General features: G+C 72.9%; 16 protein-coding genes. 7 read left to right on the top strand and 9 right to left on the bottom strand.

Features of this window, described 5'->3' with window-relative positions; genetic code table 11:
• Window positions 1-91: 91 nt before the first annotated feature.
• The 5 genes from ACFY1L_RS34060 to ACFY1L_RS34080 all read right to left on the bottom strand — a co-directional run bounded on the left by ACFY1L_RS34060 (window position 92) and on the right by ACFY1L_RS34080 (window position 6,937).
• Window positions 92-1,462 carry an extracellular solute-binding protein gene (locus ACFY1L_RS34060; protein ID WP_388832778.1) on the bottom strand — a complete coding sequence of 457 codons (1,371 nt, stop codon included), beginning with the start codon at window positions 1,460-1,462 and terminating at the stop codon, window positions 92-94.
• Window positions 1,462-4,086, bottom strand: coding sequence for a substrate-binding domain-containing protein (locus ACFY1L_RS34065; RefSeq protein WP_388832780.1), 2,625 nt, complete (start codon window positions 4,084-4,086; stop codon window positions 1,462-1,464). Before ACFY1L_RS34065 ends, ACFY1L_RS34060 begins: the two co-directional genes overlap by 1 nt.
• Before the next feature lie 4 nt (window positions 4,087-4,090).
• Window positions 4,091-4,456, bottom strand: coding sequence for a hypothetical protein (locus ACFY1L_RS34070; protein WP_388832782.1), 366 nt, complete (start codon window positions 4,454-4,456; stop codon window positions 4,091-4,093).
• Window positions 4,457-4,513: 57 nt separating this feature from the next.
• Window positions 4,514-5,686: a hypothetical protein gene (locus ACFY1L_RS34075; protein ID WP_388832785.1), complete on the bottom strand. Its 1,173-nt coding sequence runs from the start codon at window positions 5,684-5,686 to the stop codon at window positions 4,514-4,516.
• A gap of 69 nt (window positions 5,687-5,755) precedes the next feature.
• Window positions 5,756-6,937, bottom strand: coding sequence for a PP2C family protein-serine/threonine phosphatase (locus tag ACFY1L_RS34080; protein ID WP_388832788.1), 1,182 nt, complete (start codon window positions 6,935-6,937; stop codon window positions 5,756-5,758).
• 128 nt (window positions 6,938-7,065) lie between these two features.
• On the opposite strand from ACFY1L_RS34080, the gene ACFY1L_RS34085 reads away from it, so the two are divergent.
• Window positions 7,066-7,536, top strand: coding sequence for a hypothetical protein (locus ACFY1L_RS34085; RefSeq protein ID WP_388832790.1), 471 nt, complete (start codon window positions 7,066-7,068; stop codon window positions 7,534-7,536).
• Window positions 7,537-7,616: 80 nt separating this feature from the next.
• On the opposite strand, the gene ACFY1L_RS34090 is transcribed toward ACFY1L_RS34085, so the two are convergent.
• The gene (locus tag ACFY1L_RS34090) at window positions 7,617-8,072 is read right to left on the bottom strand and encodes an SH3 domain-containing protein (RefSeq protein ID WP_388832793.1); all 456 of its coding nucleotides are present in this window, start codon (window positions 8,070-8,072) and stop codon (window positions 7,617-7,619) included.
• Window positions 8,073-8,191: 119 nt separating this feature from the next.
• On the opposite strand from ACFY1L_RS34090, the gene ACFY1L_RS34095 reads away from it, so the two are divergent.
• Complete coding sequence (locus tag ACFY1L_RS34095; protein ID WP_388832796.1) at window positions 8,192-9,127, top strand: hypothetical protein; 936 nt, start codon at window positions 8,192-8,194, stop codon at window positions 9,125-9,127.
• Here the strand turns inward: ACFY1L_RS34095 and ACFY1L_RS34100 are convergent.
• Window positions 9,024-10,364, bottom strand: coding sequence for a PLP-dependent aminotransferase family protein (locus ACFY1L_RS34100; protein ID WP_388832799.1), 1,341 nt, complete (start codon window positions 10,362-10,364; stop codon window positions 9,024-9,026). The genes ACFY1L_RS34095 and ACFY1L_RS34100 overlap by 104 nt on opposite strands.
• A gap of 94 nt (window positions 10,365-10,458) precedes the next feature.
• Here ACFY1L_RS34100 and ACFY1L_RS34105 point away from each other — a divergent pair, with 94 nt between their 5' ends.
• The 3 genes from ACFY1L_RS34105 to ACFY1L_RS34115 are packed head-to-tail and all read left to right on the top strand — an operon-like array spanning window position 10,459 to window position 14,221.
• Complete coding sequence (locus ACFY1L_RS34105; RefSeq protein ID WP_388832801.1) at window positions 10,459-11,205, top strand: alpha/beta fold hydrolase; 747 nt, start codon at window positions 10,459-10,461, stop codon at window positions 11,203-11,205.
• Between the two features lie 35 nt (window positions 11,206-11,240).
• Window positions 11,241-12,239, top strand: a complete 999-nt coding sequence (locus tag ACFY1L_RS34110; RefSeq protein WP_388832804.1) for an endonuclease/exonuclease/phosphatase family protein — start codon at window positions 11,241-11,243, stop codon at window positions 12,237-12,239.
• Window positions 12,240-12,277: 38 nt separating this feature from the next.
• Window positions 12,278-14,221, top strand: coding sequence for an FUSC family protein (locus ACFY1L_RS34115; RefSeq protein ID WP_388832806.1), 1,944 nt, complete (start codon window positions 12,278-12,280; stop codon window positions 14,219-14,221).
• A 71-nt stretch (window positions 14,222-14,292) separates the two neighbouring features.
• Here ACFY1L_RS34115 and snpA read toward each other — a convergent pair whose 3' ends face one another.
• Entirely contained in the window at window positions 14,293-14,976 is a 684-nt protein-coding gene (gene snpA, locus ACFY1L_RS34120; RefSeq protein ID WP_388832808.1) for a snapalysin, read from the bottom strand.
• 212 nt (window positions 14,977-15,188) lie between these two features.
• Here snpA and ACFY1L_RS34125 point away from each other — a divergent pair, with 212 nt between their 5' ends.
• The gene (locus ACFY1L_RS34125; protein WP_388832811.1) at window positions 15,189-16,148 is read left to right on the top strand and encodes a LysR substrate-binding domain-containing protein; all 960 of its coding nucleotides are present in this window, start codon (window positions 15,189-15,191) and stop codon (window positions 16,146-16,148) included.
• A 16-nt stretch (window positions 16,149-16,164) separates the two neighbouring features.
• Here the strand turns inward: ACFY1L_RS34125 and ACFY1L_RS34130 are convergent, their stop codons facing one another.
• Window positions 16,165-18,237 (bottom strand): PhoX family protein, encoded by a 2,073-nt coding sequence (locus ACFY1L_RS34130; protein ID WP_388832814.1) that lies wholly within the window; start codon window positions 18,235-18,237, stop codon window positions 16,165-16,167.
• A 232-nt stretch (window positions 18,238-18,469) separates the two neighbouring features.
• Between ACFY1L_RS34130 and ACFY1L_RS34135 the strand changes: the two genes are divergently transcribed.
• The gene (locus tag ACFY1L_RS34135; protein ID WP_388832817.1) at window positions 18,470-20,026 is read left to right on the top strand and encodes a VWA domain-containing protein; all 1,557 of its coding nucleotides are present in this window, start codon (window positions 18,470-18,472) and stop codon (window positions 20,024-20,026) included.
• Window positions 20,027-20,139 lie beyond the last annotated feature (113 nt).

The following is a 20,139-nucleotide window of genomic DNA, read 5'->3' on the forward strand; positions in this document are numbered from 1 at the left end:
CAACGGCTCCAGTTTCGGGCCCCGACGAGGAACTGACGCACCAGCAGCAGAAGTCACACGACTACTAACGATCAACTACTGGCGCAGGACACTAGTCCGGCAGCGCCTTCCGCAGCGCCGCGTCCAGGCTCCTCGCCAGCTCCTCGTCGTCCGGCGGGCTGTCGCCGAACAGGGCGCCGAGCTGGGCGGTGAAGGTCTGGGTGAAGGCGCCGTACAGGGGTGTGCGCGGGCGCTGGACGGCGTTCTCCAGGGCCGGGAGCAGGATCTTGCGGGCGTACGCGGGGCGGCCGGCGGCGTCACGGGGCATGCGGTCGGCGCGCTCGCCGGTGGGGGACGCCGACGGCGAGGTGGTGCCACTGGTGCAGCGCAGGCCGTCGTCCTCGTACGCCGAGGTGCGCGTCGCCGCGAACCCGGCGTCCAGCAGGCAGCGTTCGCTCTCCTTGCCGGTGAGGAAGGCGATCAGCTCGGCCGCCTTGTGCGCCCGCTCGGACGACTCGGTCACCGCCAGGTTCTGCCCGCCGAGCACCGCGCGCCCGGGCAGCGGGGCGACGCCGAGCTGCTTGTCGGTGAAGGTCTGGAAGAGGGTGCGGTAGGCGTACGGCCAGAAGCGCAGGAACGCGGTGCGGCCGTCCGCGAAGTCGCCGAGCGAGGCGGCCTCGTCGGAGTGGACGGCGTTCGGCAGGAGGTACGGCGCGTCGGTGCGGCGGCGCAACTCCGCGATGCCCTGCGTCAGTTCGTCAACGGTGCCGTCGTAGTGGCCGCTGTCGTCGGTCAGCCGGAAGTCGTCCACTGCGGAGGCGAACGCCTCGACGGCGTTGACGGTACGGCCCTCGTAGCCCGCCAGTTGAGTGGTCCAGCCCTTCTCGTAGCCCCCCGGCCGGTGGTCGTCGACGTCGCTGATCAGGGCGTCGAGCCGGGACCAGTCGATGCCCGGGCTCAGGTCGGTCTGCTGCACGCCCGCCTGCCGCAGCCAGTCGCGCCGGTAGTAGAGCAGCCCGACGTCGCTGTTGAACGGCACCGCGTACACCTTGCCGTCCCAACGGGCCGTGCTGGCCACGGACTTGACGACGTCTCCGTCGATCGTCGAGTCGGCCAGCGGGCGCACCAGGTGCGCGGCGGCGAACTCCGGCACCCAGGTCACGTCGAGGTTGACCACGTCGTACGTCGCGCTGCCGGACTGCAGGGCGCCGAGCAGCTGGCTGCGCTGTTCGTCGGCGCTGCCGGAGAGCTCGACCAGACGGGCGCGGTAGCCGGTGCGGGCCTTGTCCTGCTGCCGGTTCCAGGCGTCGATGAGCTGCTCGCGGACGCCGTTCTTGCCGGTGACGTCCCGGCCGCTGGCGATCACGATCTCGCCGGGCACCTCGTCGCCGGAGGACTTCGGCGAGGTCCCACCGCCCGAGGTGCAGGCGGCCAGCAGGAGCAGGGACAGCAGTGCCGCGAGGCGTCGTACGGGAATGGCCATCAGTCCTCCCCGGTCCCGGTGCGCGCGACCTCGTCGGTCAGGCCCGCGCCGAGGTCGTCGTCGGCGTCCAGGCAGCGGCCGCCGCTCGTCCCGGAGATCCGGGCGTCCGGCTCGCCCCGGTCGCAGCCGCCGCTCACCAGGGACACCATGGTCACCGGCACCTTCGCCGAACGGGCCCTGTCCAGTACGTCGTCGAGGTCGCCGCCGGTCAGCCGGTCGTCGTCCTCGTCGTCGGTGACGTACACGATCAGCTGGGGGCGGTCGTCGTCGGTGCCGCGCCGCCGCATGTCGTCGAGCGCGGCGAGCAGCGCGGCGTGCGGGTCGGCCTGGGCGTCCTTGACCTTCGCCCCGTCGACGGCGCGTTCGGCGTCCCTGCGCTGCCGGCGGCCGAACGGCAGCAGGGTCTCGTGGCGGCGGTCCCCGGTGGTGCCGGACACCGTCCACACGCCGTACTCGTCCCCGTCGCCGAGCCCGCCGAGCGACTGTTTCAACAGACCGGGACCGCCGCTCGGCCCGTCCCAAAGGCTGCCCATGGAACCGGAGTTGTCCAGCAGGAAGAGCACACGGCCGGGACCGTTCGCACCCCGGTACCGCTCGAGCGCCATGTCCATCGCGTGCCGTCCGGTGGCCTCCCTGAGCGGCGAGGGGGCGCGCAGCACCCCGGGGGCGACGTGCTCGGTGTCCAGCAGCGGCCGGTTGCTGCCGGTGGGCTCACGGAAGCCGTCCCGCGCGAACACGGCACGTCCGCCGTCGCCCGCCAGCCAGGAGCGGAATCGGTCCGCCGCCTTGTCGCGCGCCGACTCGTCACGGTCGGCGTCCTCCCAGCGGACCCGGACGAAGGTGGGCTCGATGCCGGGCACGTCGCCCGGGTACTCGGCCGTGCGCGGACTGCGCGTCGTACGGTCGCAGCCGACGCCGGTCCTGAGCAGGAACTCCGGGACGAGAGCCGCGGTGCGGGCGTCCGCGGCGGTGTCGTCGGGCAGCGCGCACAGCAGGTCGGCGGCGGTGCGGGAGGGCGGCCCGGCCTGGGCGACCTGACGCTCGGCGCGGGCCGGGTCGGTGCCGCCGGTGCCGTACAGGCCCATCGTGGCGAGCAGCGCGGCATCCGCGAACTCCGGGTCGGGACGCCGCACCTGGGCCTTCTCGTCCCGGCCGCGAAGGGCGGTGAGGAGCGTCGTCAGCCTGGGCACGACCCGCGCGTTCAGCGACTCGGGGGCCAGGTCGTCCGGCACGGCGAGCACGATCGGCGAGTACGCGAGGGGGTCCTCGTCCGCCTGCAGACGGGCGACGTTGTCCGTGTCCTGGCCCGCCGTGACCCGGCCGACGTCGGCGCCGGAGGCCGGGATCCAGATGTCCGGCTGCGGCCCGATGTCGCGCTGCGGGTTGGTGTCCTCGTCGTGCGGCTCCTGCCAGGCCTCGCTCTGCCGCCGCAGTGCGGTGACCACGTCGGCGGCGCCCGCGCTGTAGACGGTGATGCCGCTGCGCCGGCAGCCGTCGCCGTCGGTGTTCTCGTCGGAGGTCAGATAGGCGTCGGCGGCCGCGGTGACGGTCGGCTCCAGGTCGGGGTCGGTCAGGACGCGCAGTTCCAGGGGCGGGGCGCAGGAGCTGTCCGAGGCGAGGAGGGTGGTCAGGCCGTAGGAGCCCAGGCCGAGCGTGGCGACGACCAGGACGAGGACGAGCCAGATACGGCGGACGGGGGAGGGCCGGGGGTGCTTGCCGCCACCGGGTGGTGTCCGCGCACCGCCGGGGGGCGTGCTCGACGCCTCGTCGGACGGCGGCGGGGTACCGGTGGACGGCTCCGAATTGCCGCCCGGGGGCCGGGAATTGGCGCCGAGGGGCAGAGTCGCCTCCCGGGGAGGCGGGGGTGGCGGTGGCGGCGGCACCGGGTGGGCCGACAGCAGCACGTCCTCGCCGGGCTCGGTCCTGCTGAGCGGCTCCCACGGCTGCTTGCGCTCGGTCAGCAGGCCCGTCTCCCGCATCCGGGTGCGCAGGCCTTCCGCGAGGGTGCTGAACTCCAACCCGCCTTCCTGGTCGAGGAGTTCCACGAGCCGGGCGGTGAACGGCGTGGGTGTGTCGTCGTCGCCCGCGTCGATGCGGTGGTTGGCCTGCACGCTCATCAGCAGCAGCACCCGCCGCCGGTCCTGGAAGAGCTCCCAGATGTAGGCCGCGTTGCCCGCGAAGCAGCAGTCGAGGACGACCACGATCCGCTCGGCGTCGCTGGCGGCGAGCATCGTCAGCACGGTGGTGAACATCTCGGCGCCGGGGAACACCGAATCCTGGCCCCGGTAGATCTCGGCGCCCCGCATCTGCAGGAAGAGTTCGTCGGCCGCACTGGGAATCGCCCCGTGTCCCGCGAAGTACACCAGCAGCAGGCCCTCGGCCTCCTCGGCGGCCGCGCGCAGCGCCCGCTGGAAGTCGTGCTGGTACGGCGAGCGCAGGACGGTGATCTCGCTCGCGCCGAACACCCGTCCGCGCGGCAGCACTTCCTTGAGCCGGTCCAGGTTGTGCCGGACGGCCGGCAGGTCACCGGGCACGCCGTGCGGCGTCGGCCGTCTGACGTCGTACTCGCTCACGCCGACCAGCAGCGCCCGGTTCGCCTTGCCACGCGGGTCGAAGGGGCTCACGGGGCTACCTGTCGTCGGGGCCCACACCGTCGACGTCGGCGTCGGGAGACTCGCCGTCCTCGACGTCGCGGCGATTGGCCCTCCAGGCCTCCACCGCGAGCCTGACCGCCTGCAGCAGCTCCTTGAAGGCGGCGGACGCGCCCGCGCCGATCAGCGCCACGACGATCTCGTCGCCGAAGCCCATCGGGGTGCCGGGCTCCTCGTCGGTACGAGGGCGGGTGTCGATGCTCAGCTCACCCGCACGCACCCACTCGTCGAGCGGTTCCTCCCTGGCCAGCCACTGTCTGAGCGCGGCGACATCGCTGTCGCTCGCGCTCCGGTCCAGACGTACACGTATTTCCCGGTCGGCCACTCCATCCCCCTCAGCCATAACTCACCATCATTGCACCGGTGTTGGCGGTAGGGGAGGGGCCGTTGTCGGTCCGTGTCAGCCTTGTGTCTGCAACTGCCGCAGCTGGCGCCGGACATGGTCCAGCGCACCTTCCCGGCGCCCGGGCACCCGCGAGCGCAACTCGGCGAGCGCCGCCCCGAGTTCACGCGCCGCCTCGGCGTCCCGGATCTGACCCCACTGGTGGTGCGCCCGGTCCACGGCGGCCTCGACGGCCGGCGCGTCCACGGCCTGCCCGGCCGACAGCCGAGCGGCGGCCACCCCCAGCCAGGTCCGGCAACTGCGCACCGGATCCCCCGCGAACATCGCCAGATCGGCCCGCACCTCCGCCCAGTGCAAGGCCTCCTCGGACCCGGCCCCGTGCGCGACCGCGGCCCCCTGCTCGTACTGCGCGGCGAGCGCGTCGGCATCGGGGTGCCGGCCGGACTGGACGGCGACGGAGATGGCGGTGTGGGGATCGACGACCGCGGGGGCTTCCAGCCCGTCCGGGAGTATCCCCTCTGGGGAAGTTCGAGGACGAGGCCCTTCAGGCCGATACGGGGGTCTGGGGGCGAAGCCCCCAGGTCCGACGCCCACCCCAACGCCGGGCGCCGCCAGCACAAGGTCCGCGTACCCCTCGACACCCACCCGACCCAGCGCCTGCTGATGAAGCACCGACGGCTCAGGCCGGTGGCCGCTGCGCAGAATCGTCGCCACCGCCTTCATGTACGCAGGCACGGCCACCGCCCGCCGCGAAGACGGAGGCGGCGCGATGCGACCGTAAACGGCGACATTGCGCCCGGAGTCGAGCGGATTCGCCCGCAGCCACTCCCACGTCCCGGGATCCGCGTGCAGATCGAGTACGAGGGTCGTCGTCCCGGGCGTCCGAAGCCGCAGCTCCTCGCGCACCCAGTGCCAGGGGAACCCGGTGTAGCGGACGGTCGAGGGCGTCGTCCGGGCCAGCGCCAGATGCGGCAGCCGCTGCCGCCGGTCGAGCTGCAGCTGCCCGGTGACGAAGACGGTGAGCGGCCCCGGTGCCGCCGCGGCCGCACGCAGCCGCGTCAGGACGGCCTGCGGCTCCAGCGGGTCGGCGAGCTCGACGACGTTGGCCGTCTCGGTGCCGGACAGCACGGCGGGCGGCACGGCCGCGAGGACCGGGAGCACGGACGCCGCGTCCACCAGGCACCCCTTGCCCGCCGGGGCGGCGGCGAGCAGCAGCACGGTTCCGGGCATCGTTCCCTCCCCATCCCCCGTCGATCACTTACGGCAGCACCGTAACCGCTGCGGCTGCAAAGGTGGGTCTCAGGACTGCAAACGTACGTTCGCTTCGACGGCCGGCGGGGGCCTGCGCACGGCGAAGACGGTCGTGTCGTCGGCCAGCCGCCCGCCGCAGTGCCGCAGCGTGCTCTCCCGTACGAAGGCGACCAGGCGCCGGGGTTCGACGGTGCGCGGGTCGGCGGCGACGGCGCGGGCGACCTCCTCGGCGAGGGGGTAGAACTCCCCGTCCGCGTCCCGGGCCTCGGTGACGCCGTCGGTGGTGAGCAGCAGGGTCTCGCCGGGCGCGAGGGGCACGCGGTGTACCGGCGGCGGCCCGTCGGCGACGAGTTCGCCGAGGCCGAGCGGGAGGCCGTCCCCGGGCGGCAGGGGCCGTACGCCTTCGGGACCGACGACGAGTGGCGGGTCGTGGCCGAAGAGGACGACGTCCACGGCACCGGGGTCGTCCTCGGGGAAGCCGAGCAGCGCGGCGGTGGCGAAGCGGTCGCCGTCGTCGCGGCCGAGGGCGACGGTGTGGCCGCGGTGGCGGATCATGCGGACCTCCAGGCGCTCGGCGACGGTGGCCAGGTCGGCCTCGTGGTAGCCGGCCTCGCGGAAGGTGCCGAGCAGCGCGGCCGCCGCCTCGACCGCGCCGAGGCCCTTGCCCTGGACGTCGCCGACCAGGACGCGGGTGCCGTGCAGGCCGGGCTGGATGTCGTAGAAGTCGCCGCCGACTCGGGCCTCGACGTCGGAGGCGAGATACACCGCGGCATGGTCGAGACCGCCCCAGTCGGGCGGGAGGGGGCGCAGCACGGTGCGGCGGGTGGTGTCGGCGACGTCCCGCATGTGCAGCATGCGGCGCTCGCCGCGCACCCGGACCGCGCAGGCCATGGTGGCGAGGATGCCGCCGACGGCGACGAGGATGAAGTCGGGCAGGCCGGACTGGTACTGGTGCGGCCAGGCATTGTCGGCGAGGACGTACGCGACGAGCGCGAGCAGGGCGAAGACGGCCGTGCCCCACACGCTGCAGATGGCGGCGGCGATGCCCGGCACCAGCACGATCCAGGAGATGACCCGGAATTCGCCGGTGGTGTTGACGTCGACCAGCACGATGCCGGCGAGCAGTACGAGGGGCGGCACCCAGGCCAGGCTGCGCCCGCGGAACCGCAGCGGGTGCTGCCGCTGCACCGCGTCGACGGCCCCGGCACGAGGCAACCGGTCCAGCAGCATGGCCCCAGCGAAGCACTCGGCCGCGCGCCCCGCATCCGGGCGTGAATCGTGCCTTCCGCCGACTTGCCATGGCCCTGTCCCAGGTGTGCTCTGGTAGGCGGGGGGCGAGGAGAGAGAGGAGCGCTCTCATGGCACAAGCGACACCCGCGCACGGCGGCGGGATGATGGGAAAGGTCAGGGCGAACCGGGCGGCCCGTCCCACCCGCACACCCGACCTCTTCGACGACCGCGTCCACACGGTCGCGCGCTACGGGATCCCCGTCGTACTCGGTCTCGTCTACGGCTTCTGGGCGGCCGCCAACCGGCGCGGCGGCGGCGAGATCACCGGCTGGAACATCCTGTTCGGCTTCGTGACCGCGGCCGCGTTCATCGTGCTGTGCATCGCCGTCGCGACGTTCGCGCCGCTGCTCAAGCGCGAGCTGCACTCGCTGGTGAAGTCCGGCTTCGCGGGCGCGGCGGTCGGCTTCCTCTACAGCCAGACCGGGGAGTCCGTCTACCGGTCCGTGGCCCTGGGGGCGGTGGTCGCGGCCGGGATCTTCCTCGTGTTCTTCTACCGCTACTACACGCGCGAGGACGCGGCGGGCAACCGCGTCCGCTGACGCGGGCGCCCAAGGAGAGCACACAGCGTGCGGCCCCGGCAGAACCGCCGGGGCCGCTCGCTCCCTGTGTTCCCTTCCGCTCAACCCGAGGCGGCCCAGGTGCCGCTGTTCCAGTCCGGGTCGTTCCAGTTCGCGTTGGTCCAGTGACCGTCCTTCCACTGCGGACAGGGGTCCGCGCAGTTCGGCACGGACCGGCCGGCGGTGTCCACGAACGCGGCGCTCGCCCAGCCCTGGGCGTCGACGAGCCAGTACCAGTTCGGGTTGCCGCCCACGCTCTGCCCCTGGACCATGCACTCGACGCGGACCTGACTGCCCGGCGCGAGTTGATCGACGACGGGCGAGTTCAGGGTCGGTCCCGCCCGGACGTTGAGCGCGGTGCGGGAGACGACTGTGCCCTGGACCGGACTGCCGTGATCGCCGCCGTGACCGTCGGCGAACGTCGGCGTCGCCGCCGCTCCCGTGCCCGCCGTGGCGGCGATCGCGCCGCCGGTGAGCAGGAGCGCGGCCAGGGTCCGCAGGGCCGGAGTGGTGCGCATGATCGGCCTCCTTCTCCCCAGCACCAGGAAACACCCGTTCGGGTGAAGCCTCCACCGGAGAGCACCCGTATGCAGGCGCACCGCTCGCGCACCCCGCCCTTCGGCCCTTGCCTGAAAGGGTGGCCCCTCGTCCCTCGCACCTGCGGACAACCCTGTCGACGGCACTGATCGCCCTGGCCTGCATCCTGGCGCCCATCGGCGCGCTGGCCGCCTGGGCGGCGTACGGGCTCGCCGACACGGGCCGCTACGTCACGACGATGGCGCCGCTGGCCGCGGATCCGGCCGTGCGGAACGCGATCGCGGACACCGTCGGCGCCGGGATCATGGACGAGGTCGGCCACCGGGCCGGCGTCCGCCCGATGGGCCCCGCGGTGGGCCCCTTCGTGCACGACGCGGTGCACTCCTTCACCGGGACCGTGGCCTTCCGCCTGGGCTGGGACGCCGGGAACCGGGCGCTGCACGACGCCGTCCTGCACGCCCTGCGCGACGAGCGGGAGCACGAGGTGACGGTCGATCTCGCGCCGGTAACCGCCCAGGTCAAGCGGCGGCTCGCCTACGACCACGTGCCGTTCGCGAGCCGCATCCCGGTCGAGCACACCGAGGTGTCCGTCCTCCCGGCCCAGGATCTGGACCGGCTCCGGAAAGGGTTCCGCGTGCTGGAATTCGCCGGTTTCTGGCTCCCCGTCGCCTCCGTGGTCTTCGCCGTCTCCGGGATCTCGGTCGCCGCCTGCCGCCGCCGCGCGCTCACCGCGACCGCGCTCGGCACGGCGCTCGGCGGTGCGTTCCTCGGCCTCGCGGTCGCGATCGGCCGCCGCCTGACCCTGGCCGACCTGCCCGAGGAGGTCCATCAGCCGGCCGCGGGCGCGGTCTACGACGCGCTCACCGCGACCCTGCGCCAGGTCTCCTGGCTGCTGGTCGCCCTCGGCCTGGCGGTCGCCCTGGGCTCCTGGCTCACCGGCCGCTACGGCCACCTGCTCCCGCCGCGGCGACGCCGGCGAGCGTCCGCAACGCCCGCTCCAGATCCGGCACAGGAGCCGACGCGAGTCCGAGCCTGACGGCGTCCGGGGTGCGGCTCGGGTCGACGGCGAAGGCGGGACCGGGCGTGACGGCGATCCCGTGCGCCGCGGCGGCGGCCGTGAAGGTGTCCGCCCGCCACGGCGCCGGCAGCCTCCACCAGGCGAAGTAGGCCCGCGGATCCGACCTCACGTCGAATCCGCGGCCCCCGAGGTACTCCGCGACCAACTCCTGCCTCCGCGCCGCGTCCTCCCGCTTGGCCGCCACCAGCCGTGCCACGGTCCCGTCGCCGATCCACCGCACCCCGGCCTCCAGCGCAAACCGCCCCGCACTCCACCCTCCGGAACGCACCGCACCCGCCACGGCCTCGACCCGGTGCGGCGGTACGACGAGGAGGCCGACGGTGAGCCCGGGCGCGACCCGCTTGGAGAGGCCGTCGACGACGTGGGTGAGGTGGGGCGCGTAGGCGGCGAGCGGGGGCTCGGAGTCGTCCGCCAGGAAGGACCAGATGCGGTCCTCCACGACCGGCAGCTCCAAGTCGCTCACGGCTTCGGCCAGTTGTGCGCGCCGTGCGCCGCTCATGGTCGCGGAGGTCGGGTTGTGCAGGGTCGGCTGAAGGTAGAGCGCGGACAGCCGGGCGCCGGCGACGGCCTCCGGTCGGACCCCCTCCGCATCGGTGTCCAACGGCACGAGCGTGATCCCGAGCCGGGCGGCGATCTCCTTGACCAGCGGATACGTCAGCGCCTCCACCCCGACCCGGCCGCCCGGACGGACGAGGGAGGCGAGGGCGGCGGCGATGGCCTGGCGGGCGTTGCCGGTGAAGAGGAGCTGGTCGGGGGAGGGCCGCCGGCCCGGGGTGGCGAGGAGGCCGGCCATCGCCTCGCGGGCCGCGGCGGTGCCGCCCGCCGGAGCGGGGCGCAGGGCCTCGGCGAGGACGTCGGGCCGCAGCAGCGGGGCGAGAGTGGGGGCGAGCAGCTCCGACTGACCGGGCGCGGAAGGGTAGTTGAGCTCCATGTTCACCGGCGCGGCGGTGGCCGCCTCGATGAGCGAGCGCCCGGCGGGAGCCGCGGCCGCGGCCCGCACGAAGGTCCCGCGGCCGACCTCCCCCACCACCAGCCCCCGCCGCACGAGTTCCCCGTACGCCCGTTCCGCCGTCGAGGCGGCGATCCCGTGCCGCCGCGCGAACTTCCGTTGCGGCGGCAGCCGTTCGCCGGGCCGGAGCCGCCCGCTGGTGATGTCGGCGGCTATGCGGTCGGCGATACGCCGATACGCGTCCATGGACCGGTCCCCCCTGTTGTCCCTGCTCCTGCCATTGCACCGAGGGCAAAGATCTTATTGCACCGACGAGTTGGGCCGACCTAGGGTCGAATCCATGGCAGCCCCCCTCGTCCTCGTCCACGGCCACCCCTTCGACCACACCATGTGGAACCCGCAGATCGAGGCCTTCTCCCCCGCCCGCCGTGTCATCGCCCCCGACCTGCGCGGCTACGGCGCCTCCCCCGAGGCCCCGCCCGTCACGGTCTTCGAGCAGTTCGCGCAGGACGTCGTGACGCTGCTGGACGACCTGGGCGTGGAGACCTTCGTCCTCGCCGGGCTCTCCATGGGCGGCCAGATCGCGATGGACTGCTACCGGCAGTTCCCGGACCGCGTCCGCGGACTGGTCCTCGCCGACACCTTCCCGGCGGCCGAGACCCCCGAGGGCGTCCGCACCCGCCACGCCATGGCGGACCGCCTGCTCGAGGAGGGCATGCACGGATACGCCGACGAGGTGCTGGAGAAGATGGTCGCCCCGACCGCGGCCCCTCGGGTCAAGGCCCACGTCCACCGCATGATGACGGCCACCCGCCCCGAGTCCGCCGCGGCCGCCCTCCGCGCCCGGGCCGCCCGCCCCGACTACCGCGAACTGCTGACCCGGGTGACGGTCCCGGCCCTGGTGGTCGTGGGCGCCGACGACGAGTACACCCCGGTCTCCGACGCCGAGGCGATGCACACGGCCCTCCCGGACTCGACCCTGCACGTCGTCCGGGGCGCCGCCCACATGCCGAACCTGGAGAGGCCGGAGGAGTTCAACGAGGCTCTGGGGAAGTTCCTGGCGGGAATCGACCGCTCCGGGGGATGATTCGGGCATCCCACCCGCGAGTGGAAGGCCGGGACTTGGACACTGCTGCCGCCGAGTGGACGGTTGCCGGCGAGGACGAGCCCGTACGACGGACCGGACGGCGCTTCGCCTCCTGGTGTGCGGGGCTGCTGCTGGCCGGAGTGAGTGCGGTCGTCGGGTGCCGGGTCGCCGACAGCGATGGCGTCACCCCGATCCCCCAGGTCCTCGCGTTCCTGCCCTGGCTGCTCGCGCCCGCCGGGCTGGCCCTGCTGCTCGCGCTGCTCGGCCGGTGGCGGGTCGGGATGGTGTGGTCGCTCGTCGTGCTCGGCCTGCTGGCGTGGTTCATCGAGCCGTACGGGAAGACCGACGAGCCCGGCGGCACCCCGCTCGCCGAGTTCAAGGTGCTGACCTCGAACGTCGAGTTCGGGCGCGGCACCCCCGCCCTGGTCCCCGTCATCCGCGCCGACAAGCCCGACATCGTGTTCGTGGAGGAGTGCGAGTACAGCTGCCAGGCGCGGCTGAAGCAGGAGTTCTCCGCCGAGTACCCGTACCGGCAGGCCGTGGAGGCCGGTGGTTCCGAGGGGTCGATCATCCTCAGTCGCTTCCCGCTCAAGGGCACGGACGGGGTGTCCGGCACCATGGGCATGCCCGGCGCCGTCGCCGAGGTGCAGGGTCATGCCGTACGGCTCCAGCTCGCGCACCCCATGCCTCCGCTGCCGGGTCAGGTGGGCGTGTGGCGCCGGGAGCTCGGCCGGCTGCGGGACGCTGCCGCCGCCGCGCGCACGCCGATGATCCTGGCCGGTGACTTCAACGCCTCCCAGGACCACGCCGCCTTCCGCCGCATCCTCGACACCGGCATGAGCGACGCCGCCCGTCTCGCGGGCCACGACCGCACCCCGAGCTGGCCGGCCCGCACCGCGCCGACGATCGGCGCCCAGATCGACCATGTGCTCGTCTCCCGGGACTTCTCCGCGAGCAACGCCCGCTTCCTGGACGTGACCGACAGCGACCACCGCGCGCTCCTCGTGGACATCACGCTTCACCAGCGCGGATGACAGGAACCCGGGTGAACACGGGTGCCCATAATGGGCGCATGTCCCGAGAGTTCCCCGCCGGCCTCGCCCCTCCCGACTGGCTGGTCAGGAACCTCCGGCCCCAGCAGGCCCCGGTCAACCGGTCCGCCGTCGCCCGCGCCGCGATCGCCATGACCCTCCCCCTGGCGATCGGCCTCGCCGTCGACCAGCCCGCGTACGGTGCGCTGGCCTCCATGGGCGCCCTCTCCGGTGTCATCGGCGACACCGCCGACGCGTACCGCATGCGCATCCTCAACATCGCGATCCCCCAGCTCTTCGGCGCCATCGGGGTGACCCTGGGTTCGCTCGTCTACGGCCACGGGTGGCTCGCCGTCGCCACGGTCACCGGCGTCGCGCTCGTCTCCGGGATGATCTCGACGATCGGCGCCGTGGCCTCCGTCTCCGGACTGCTGCTGCTCCTCAACTCCGTGGTGGGCGCGGGCCTGCCGATGCCCGGCGAGTGGTGGCTGGCGCCCGCGCTGATGTCCGGCGGCGGACTGCTCGTGCTCCTCCTCGCGCTGCTCGCCTGGCCGCTCAGGGCCGGGGTGCCGGAGCGGACGGCGGTCGCGGACACGTACCGGAAGGTGGCCGAGCTGCTCGCCGCGTGCGCGCGGGACGAGTACGACGCCGGGCGCCATGCCGTCACCCAGTCCCTGAACCAGTCGTACGACCTCGTCCTCGCCCGGCGCGCCCGCCACCACGGCCAAAGCCCCGAACTCACCCGGCTGCTCGCCCAGTTGAACGCCATCACCCCGGTCGTGGAGGCCGCGCCCGCCGCCCACTTCAGCGGCCGGCCCATGCCGCCGGAGATCCCCGAGGCCGTGCGCCACCTCGCCCAGGCGGTGGAGACCGGCTACACGGGACCCATCGGGCTCGACCTGCCGGTGCCGATATCGGAGACCGCCCGCGCCGTCGACCACGCCCTGCGCCACGCCGCCGACGTCGTCACCGCCCCGGACGTCGACCCGCGCGGCATCGACGACCGCCTCGGCCGTCCGGCGGCCCTGTCGATCCGCACGGCCCGGGCCGCCCGCGACGTCGTCCTCTCCGCGGGCTCCTGGCGCTACGGCCTGCGCCTGGCCCTGTGCATCGGGCTGGCCCAGGTGCTGGTGTCGATCGTCCCGGTGCCGCGCTCGTACTGGGTCGCGCTGACCGTCACCTTCGTGATGAAGCCCGACTTCGGTTCCGTCTTCTCCCGGGCGCTGCTGCGGGCGCTGGGCACGGTGGCCGGGCTGGTGGTCGCGGCGGCGGTGCTCGCCGAAGTGCCACGTGGCTGGTGGGACGTGGTGGCGATGCTGGTCCTGGCCCCGCTGATCCCGGCCCTCACCCCGCGCGGCTACGGCTATCAGACGGCCGCCATCACCCCGGTGATCCTGCTCCTGTCCGACGTCCTGAACCACCAGGGCACCGCCCTGCTCCTGCCCCGCCTGGTCGACTCCCTGCTGGGCTGCGCGATCGCCCTGGTCGCCGGCTACCTGCTGTGGCCGGAGAGCTGGCACACCCGCGTCGGCGACCGGCTCGCGGACGCGGTCGCCGACACCGCGCGCTACGTCGAGTCCGCCTTCGGCGACGGCACCGAACCGGCCGCCCGCGCCCGGATGCGGCGCCGGCTCTACCGCGATCTGTCCGTCATCCGTACGGAGTTCCAGCGCGCCCTGACCGAGCCGCCACCGACCGGACGCCGGGCCGCCGCCTGGCTGCCGCTGGTCGTCGCCGTGGAACGCATCGTCGACGCGACGACGGCGGCCCGGGTGCGGGTACGGCACGGGGCGGCCGCGCCGTCCGCCGCCGAGATCCGCCAAGCCGCCCTGCAGCTGAGCGAGTTGGCGCAGGGCCTGCGGGACACGGAGGTCCTGTACCCGGTCCGCACGGACCTCACCGGACCGGCGGGGAGTGTGCTCGAGCCGCTGCGGCAGGAGGTGGCGGCGGCGCGGGCGATCGCGTCACCGCACCAGGTCCCGTAGGTCCTGCCCCGGACACAGGTGGGTGCGGGCCGCCTTGTGCAGGAAGGCGGCCCGCACCGGTGGGGGGTGGGTCAGCTCTTGTGGAGCGCCTTGTCGCTCAGGGCCTTGTCGAGGGCCGCGGCGAACCCGTTCGCCCACAACTGGTCCACGCGGGCCCGCTCGTTGGCGTCGGGCTGGGAGTTGGTGCAGGACGTACCGGGCCCGCCGCCCGACATCAGCTCGCTGCACGGGCCCTCGTAGTGGTCGGGCAGCCCTAGGACGTGCCCGGTCTCGTGGGCGGTCACGCGCGTGGAGTCGTACTCCTTGTTCTGCGCGTAGTCGAGGAAGACGTACCCGCCGCCGTGACCGTCGGTCGAGGCGTACGAGCCGCGGGAGTCGTTGCCCTCGCGGTAGGAGAAGTCGGCGCCCGACGACCCCGACTGGAGCTTCACGTTCGACACCGAGCTGTTCCATATCTCGGCGCTGCGGGCTATCTGCGCGCTGAACGTGGGCGCACCGGAGGCGTCGTAGGTGACCGTGACGGCGGCCGTGCTGCCGGGGTGGGCGGCGCGCTTCTCGGCGACGGACTTCAGGACCGCCTGGAAGAACGCCTGGTTTGCCTTGGCCTCCGCGGGAGACCCGGTGTAGCCGGAGTACGAGGAGGGAGCCGGCGCCGCGGCGGCGGGCACCGCCGTGCCGAGACCGAAGGCCGCGAGGCTCAGGCCGACCGCTGCCGCCGTGAGGGTGGATGTGGACATGGATGTGCGCTTGCGCATCGATGACTCCTAGGTGGGGGGTGAGTCAGTCGTCATCGGTGAGTGTCGGCGCCTGTGGGACGGCTGTGATGATGGCAACCGGCGATAGCACGGCCCTATCGCCGATCTGCCGCACCGCCCGGTGAGCATGTGCGGGACGGCCCAATTCGCGTGTGCTGGGCGGGGTTTGTGCGTCTGGTGAAACCTTTGATTCCGCTTTACGCTCCGAGGGCATGGACCTCGAGGTGAGACACCTCCGCGCGCTGTGCGCCATAGCCGACACCGGCAGTCTGCACCGCGCGGCGCGCCAACTGGGCGTCGCCCAGCCGTCGTTGAGCACACAGCTGCGCCGTATCGAACAGGAGCTGGGCGGCGCGCTGTTCGTCCGCGCCCGCACCGGCTGCCGCCCCACCCCGCTGGGCAGCCTGGTGCTGAGCCGCGCCCGCCCCCTGGTGGCCGAGATGCGCTCCCTGGTCAGCGAGGCGAGAGCCGCGGCCACCGGCGGCCAGGAGCTGCGCGTCGGCTCCACCGCGAGCAAGGCCCTGGCGGGCTGGCTGCGCAAGCTGCGCGCCCGCGGCCAGGACCCCACCCTGCACATGAACGTCTCCCCGAACGCGCTGCTGCGCATGGTCGCCGACGGCCAGCTCGACGTCGCCTTCGTGCACGAGGTCGAGGGCTGCCCTCTGCGCATCCCCGAGGGCCTGCGGCTGCGCACCCTGGTCGAGCGCGAGCCGCAGTTCGTGTACGTGGCGGCCGACCACCCCGCGACGGCGCACCCCGTGGTGCAGGTCTCCGAGCTGGCCGACGACCGCTGGATGATCGACCCCACGGTGGACGGCGAATGGGACGCCGTCCAGCGCATGTTCCGCGCGGCGGGCATCAACCCCCATGTCCTGCACGGCGATTACCACACGGCCGCGGCCCTCGTCGCGACGGGCGAGGTCGTCACCGTCTGCCAGCCGACCGCCCTCTCCCGCCCCGACATGGCGGTACGCCGCCTGCACGGCGACCCCCTCGGCGTACGCCTGCTCCTCGCGGCCCGCACGGAGACGGACCTCGACGGCGCGCTGCCCGCGCTGGAGGAGGCGTACTGGGAATCGGCGCGGCAGTCACCGGCGTACCGGGAGTGGCTGGAACGCGAGGGCGCGCGGGGCGCACCGGGCACTCGGGCCCCGGTTCCAGCCCTTCCGTAGGCGATTTTCGGACGCCTCAGACCCCGATGTCGCCGCCGTCCTTCTTCCATACGGCGACGACGGCCGGGCGAGTGATCTTTCCGGGCCCGTCGGGCCAGGTGCTGGCGGGCTTCTCGACGGAGGCCCCGTCGATCTCGCCCGGATGCTGTACGGCGACGAGCACGCGCCGCTCCTGGATCACGGGCCCGCAGGTCTCGGCACCGGTGGGCACGGTCAGGAACTGCTTGAGCTCACCTCGCCGGTCCCCTCGCGTGGCCACCCCGAACAGCCCGTCGTGGGAGCCGAGTTGGTTGCCGTCGGTGGAGATCCACAGGTTGCCGTACGGGTCGAAGGCGACGTTGTCCGGGCAGGAGATCGGGCTGACGTCGTCCTTGGGGAACCCGGCGAAGTAGGTGGCGGGATCGTCGGGGTCACCGGCGACGAGGAAGAGCGACCAGGCGAAGGTCTTGCTCTCGGGCCGGTTTCGGCGCTCGGTCAGCTCCAGGACGTGCCCGTGCTTGTTGGCATTGCGCGGGTTGGCCTCGTCGGCCTTGGCGTTCGTACCGACACCGCGGTTGGTGTTGTTGGTGAGGGCGACGTACACCTTGCCGGTGAGCGGGGAGGGCTGGATGTCCTCGGGCCGGTCCATCTTGGTGGCGCCGGCCTTGTCGCCGGCGAGGCGCGTGAAGACGAACACCTCCTCGGCCGACATCCCCTCGACGTGTGAGACGGCACCGTCGGCGGTGGCGGTGGCGAGCGGAATCCACTCACCGCTGCCGTCGAACTCGCCGTCGGCGGGCAGCTTGCCGGTGCCGTCGATCTCGATGGCGGGAGAGTCACCGGTGAGCCTGGCGACGTACAGGGTCCCCTCGTCGAGGAGGGAGAGGTTGTGCTCGCGAACGGCCCTGCTCGAGCCCTTCTTCATCCGCTTGCTGCTGACGAACTTGTAGAAGTAGTCGAACCGCTCGTCGTCACCGGAGTACACGACGGGCCGCCCGTCGGCGGTCAGCCGCACGGTCGCGGCCTCGTGCTTGAACCGCCCGAGGGCGGTGTGCTTACGAGGAGTCGAGGTGGGGTCGTACGGATCGAACTCCACGACATACCCGAACCGATGCACCTCATTGGGCTCCTGAGCGACGTCGAAGCGCTTGTCGAACCGCTCCCACTTGCGCTCGGTGGCCGTGGTCCCAATCCCGTACCGCTTGTCGGTCGCCCGGCTGCTGTTGGCGAAGTACTGGTTGAAGTTCTCCTCGCCGTGGAGGGTGGTGCCCCACGGGGTGGTGCCGCCGGAACAGTTGTTGAGGGTGCCCAGGACCTTGGTGCCGGTCGGGTCGGTGGAGGTCTTCAGGAGGTCGGACCCGGCGGCGGGCCCGGTCAGCCGGAACTCGGTGGTGGCGGTGACGCGCCGGTTGAGCGGATGCCGGGGCACGGCGACCAGCTTTCCGGTCTTCCGGTTCCCCTCCACGACGACGGCGGCAAGACCGTGCGCGGCCCAGGCGACCTCGACCTGCTGCCGGGTCGGGTTGGCAGGGTCGTACCCGCGGAACATGAGCACTTCGTCGGTGTACTCGTGATTGGCGACGAGAAGCTGCCGGTCCCGCTCGCCGGGCAGCGGGAGAAGGGCGAGGAAGTCGTTGTTGTACCCGAACTGCCCGGCCTGGGCGGCTGCGGTCTGGTTCTCCGGGTCGAAGGCCGGGGCACCGCGCAGGATGGGCTCGCCCCAGCGGATGACGACGTTCTGCGCGTAGCCGTCGGGAGTGACGACCGCGTCGGTGGTGTTGGGCGCGACGGAGCCGTACCGCAGGCCACGGGCACCCTTGCCGCTCGGTTTCGGTTTCCCGTACGACTGCGCGGTCGCGGCGGCCGCGGGGCGGGCCCCTGCCACGCCGGCCGAGCCTGCCGCGGCGGCCACGGTGACGACGGCGGCGGCCCGCATCATCGAACGGCGCCCGAGGGCACCGGCGATGACATCGCCCACGTACTCGTTGTCGCTGGTGTTGGGCACCTCGTGAAAACAGGCGTCACCACAGCGGTAGCGACAGGTGAGGGCGGATCGCCCGCCGGGATGCGAGGTGGACGGCGTCCCGATGATCGGCAGCAGCTTGCGCACTTTACTCTCCCCTTACGTGCCCTTGGTGTGGACGTGACGTTAGGGGCACGCCTGTGCGAGGACGCTGCCGCCGGGTGAACGAAGGGTGAACCCGAGGAATCCGTGGGGGTGTTGACACGAAGCCCGGTTCCGCTCCCTGCCCCTCCCCAAGATCGCCATCTGGGGCCGCTAACCTTACGTGTCCGTCCTGGCCAGGGATTGACGGGATCAACTCACGCGAAGGGTTGCGCACATGGGCATTCTCACTCTCCTGCGGAACGCATTCGGCAGGTCACGCAAGGGGCGTGCCACCGAAGCAGAGGGTGCGGACCTCACCCCTTCGCAGTCACCGGAACCGACGGTCCCCTCCCCGTCTCCGGAACCGCAGCCGACCCCGTCGGTGCAGGTCCCGGAGCCGCGGCAGTCCTCGACGGAGGACAACGACGAGCATGACCTGGTGTCGGCGGCGTTCGACAACGTGACGGTCCCCAAGCCGTCGGAGCCGGTGGACGAGCCGACGACTGCGGAGCCGACGGCGGAGGTCGCGCCAGAGCCCGAGCCGGTCGCCGAGGTTGCACCGGAGCCGGAGGCTGCGGAGGAGCCGACGCCGGCGGCAGAGCCGGAGCCGGTGGCGGAGGTCGAGCCGGAGCCGGTCGCCGAGGAGCCCGCGGCCGAGGTCGCACCGGAGCCCGAGCCGGTCGACGAGGTCGCACCGGAGCCGGAGGCTGCGGAGCCGGCGGTGGTGGCCGAGGAGCCCGAGCCGGTGGCGGAGGTCGAGCCGGAGGCTGCGGAGGAGCCGACGCCCGCGGCAGAACCGGAGCCGGTCGTGGCGGCCGAGACCGAGCCGGAGGCGAAGGTCGAGACGGAGCCCGAGGTTGTCGCCCCCGAGCCGGAGCCGGTGGCGGAAGCCGAGCCGGAGCCCGTTGTGGAGACGGAATCCGAGCCGGAAGTGGTCGCCGAGCCGGAGCCTGCCGTGGCAGAGGTGGTCGAGCCTGAGCCGGAGGCGAAGGTCGAGGAACCGGAGCCCGTCGTGGCGGCCGAGACCGAGCCGGAGGCTGCCGCGACGAGCGAACCCGCGGCCGCCGACGGCGAGGAAGCCCCACAGGGGCCACCTGCAGTCGACGACGAAAGTGACACGGGTGGTGCGGGTGGGAGCACCGAGGCCGAAGGCGAAGCCGAGGCCGTGACACAGGCCGACGCCCCGGCCGCCGCCCTGGCAAAGGCCGGCCTCACGACCGCCCGCGCCAAGGTCTACCTCGTCCTCGACCGCTCCGCGAGCATGCGCCCGTACTACAAGGACGGCTCCGCCCAGGCCCTCGCCGACCAGACCCTCGCCCTCGCCGAGCGCCTGGACCCCGCCGCCCCGGACACGTCCGTGCACGTCGTCTTCTTCTCCACCGAGGTCGACGGCACCACCGACCTCACCCCGGCCTCCGCCGAAACCGCCGTCGACGACGCACACGCCGGCCTCGGCCGCATGGGCCGTACCAGCTATCACGCCGCCGTGGAAGCCGTCCTCGCCCACTACGACAAGAACGTCACCCCCGGCACCCCCGCCCTCGTCGTCTTCCAGACCGACGGCGCCCCCGACGCCAAGACCCCGGCCACCCAGTCCCTCACCGACGCCGCGAAGTCCCACCCCTCGGTGTTCTTCTCCTTCGTCGCGTTCGGTGACCACGACAACAAGGCCTTCGACTACCTCCGCAAACTGAAGACCGACAACACGGCCTTCTTCCACGCGGGCCCGACCCCCCTGGAACTCACGGACGCGGAGCTCTACGACGGCGTACTGATCGACTGGCGCCCCTGACCGCCCCCGAACCCGGGCCGCCCCTTCCCACCCCTCAAAACGGGAAGCGGGCGGCCCACCCATGTCGGCTACGATTTCAAGGTTCGCAAAGAACCAAGAACCCCGAAATCCGA

Origin of the sequence: Streptomyces sp. NPDC001663 (genome assembly GCF_042893105.1) — a bacterium.
Classification (GTDB): Bacteria; Actinomycetota; Actinomycetes; order Streptomycetales; family Streptomycetaceae; genus Streptomyces.

Coding starts and splice junctions, on each gene's coding strand:
- ACFY1L_RS34135 (WP_388832817.1), top strand. CDS start 18,470: ATGGGCATTCTCACTCTCCTGCGGAACGCATTCGGCAGGTCACGCAAG.
- ACFY1L_RS34090 (WP_388832793.1), bottom strand. CDS start 8,072: ATGCGCACCACTCCGGCCCTGCGGACCCTGGCCGCGCTCCTGCTCACC.
- ACFY1L_RS34125 (WP_388832811.1), top strand. CDS start 15,189: ATGGACCTCGAGGTGAGACACCTCCGCGCGCTGTGCGCCATAGCCGAC.
- ACFY1L_RS34070 (WP_388832782.1), bottom strand. CDS start 4,456: ATGGCTGAGGGGGATGGAGTGGCCGACCGGGAAATACGTGTACGTCTG.
- snpA (WP_388832808.1), bottom strand. CDS start 14,976: ATGCGCAAGCGCACATCCATGTCCACATCCACCCTCACGGCGGCAGCG.
- ACFY1L_RS34060 (WP_388832778.1), bottom strand. CDS start 1,462: ATGGCCATTCCCGTACGACGCCTCGCGGCACTGCTGTCCCTGCTCCTG.
- ACFY1L_RS34075 (WP_388832785.1), bottom strand. CDS start 5,686: ATGCCCGGAACCGTGCTGCTGCTCGCCGCCGCCCCGGCGGGCAAGGGG.
- ACFY1L_RS34080 (WP_388832788.1), bottom strand. CDS start 6,937: ATGCTGCTGGACCGGTTGCCTCGTGCCGGGGCCGTCGACGCGGTGCAG.
- ACFY1L_RS34085 (WP_388832790.1), top strand. CDS start 7,066: ATGGCACAAGCGACACCCGCGCACGGCGGCGGGATGATGGGAAAGGTC.
- ACFY1L_RS34105 (WP_388832801.1), top strand. CDS start 10,459: ATGGCAGCCCCCCTCGTCCTCGTCCACGGCCACCCCTTCGACCACACC.
- ACFY1L_RS34115 (WP_388832806.1), top strand. CDS start 12,278: ATGTCCCGAGAGTTCCCCGCCGGCCTCGCCCCTCCCGACTGGCTGGTC.
- ACFY1L_RS34100 (WP_388832799.1), bottom strand. CDS start 10,364: ATGGACGCGTATCGGCGTATCGCCGACCGCATAGCCGCCGACATCACC.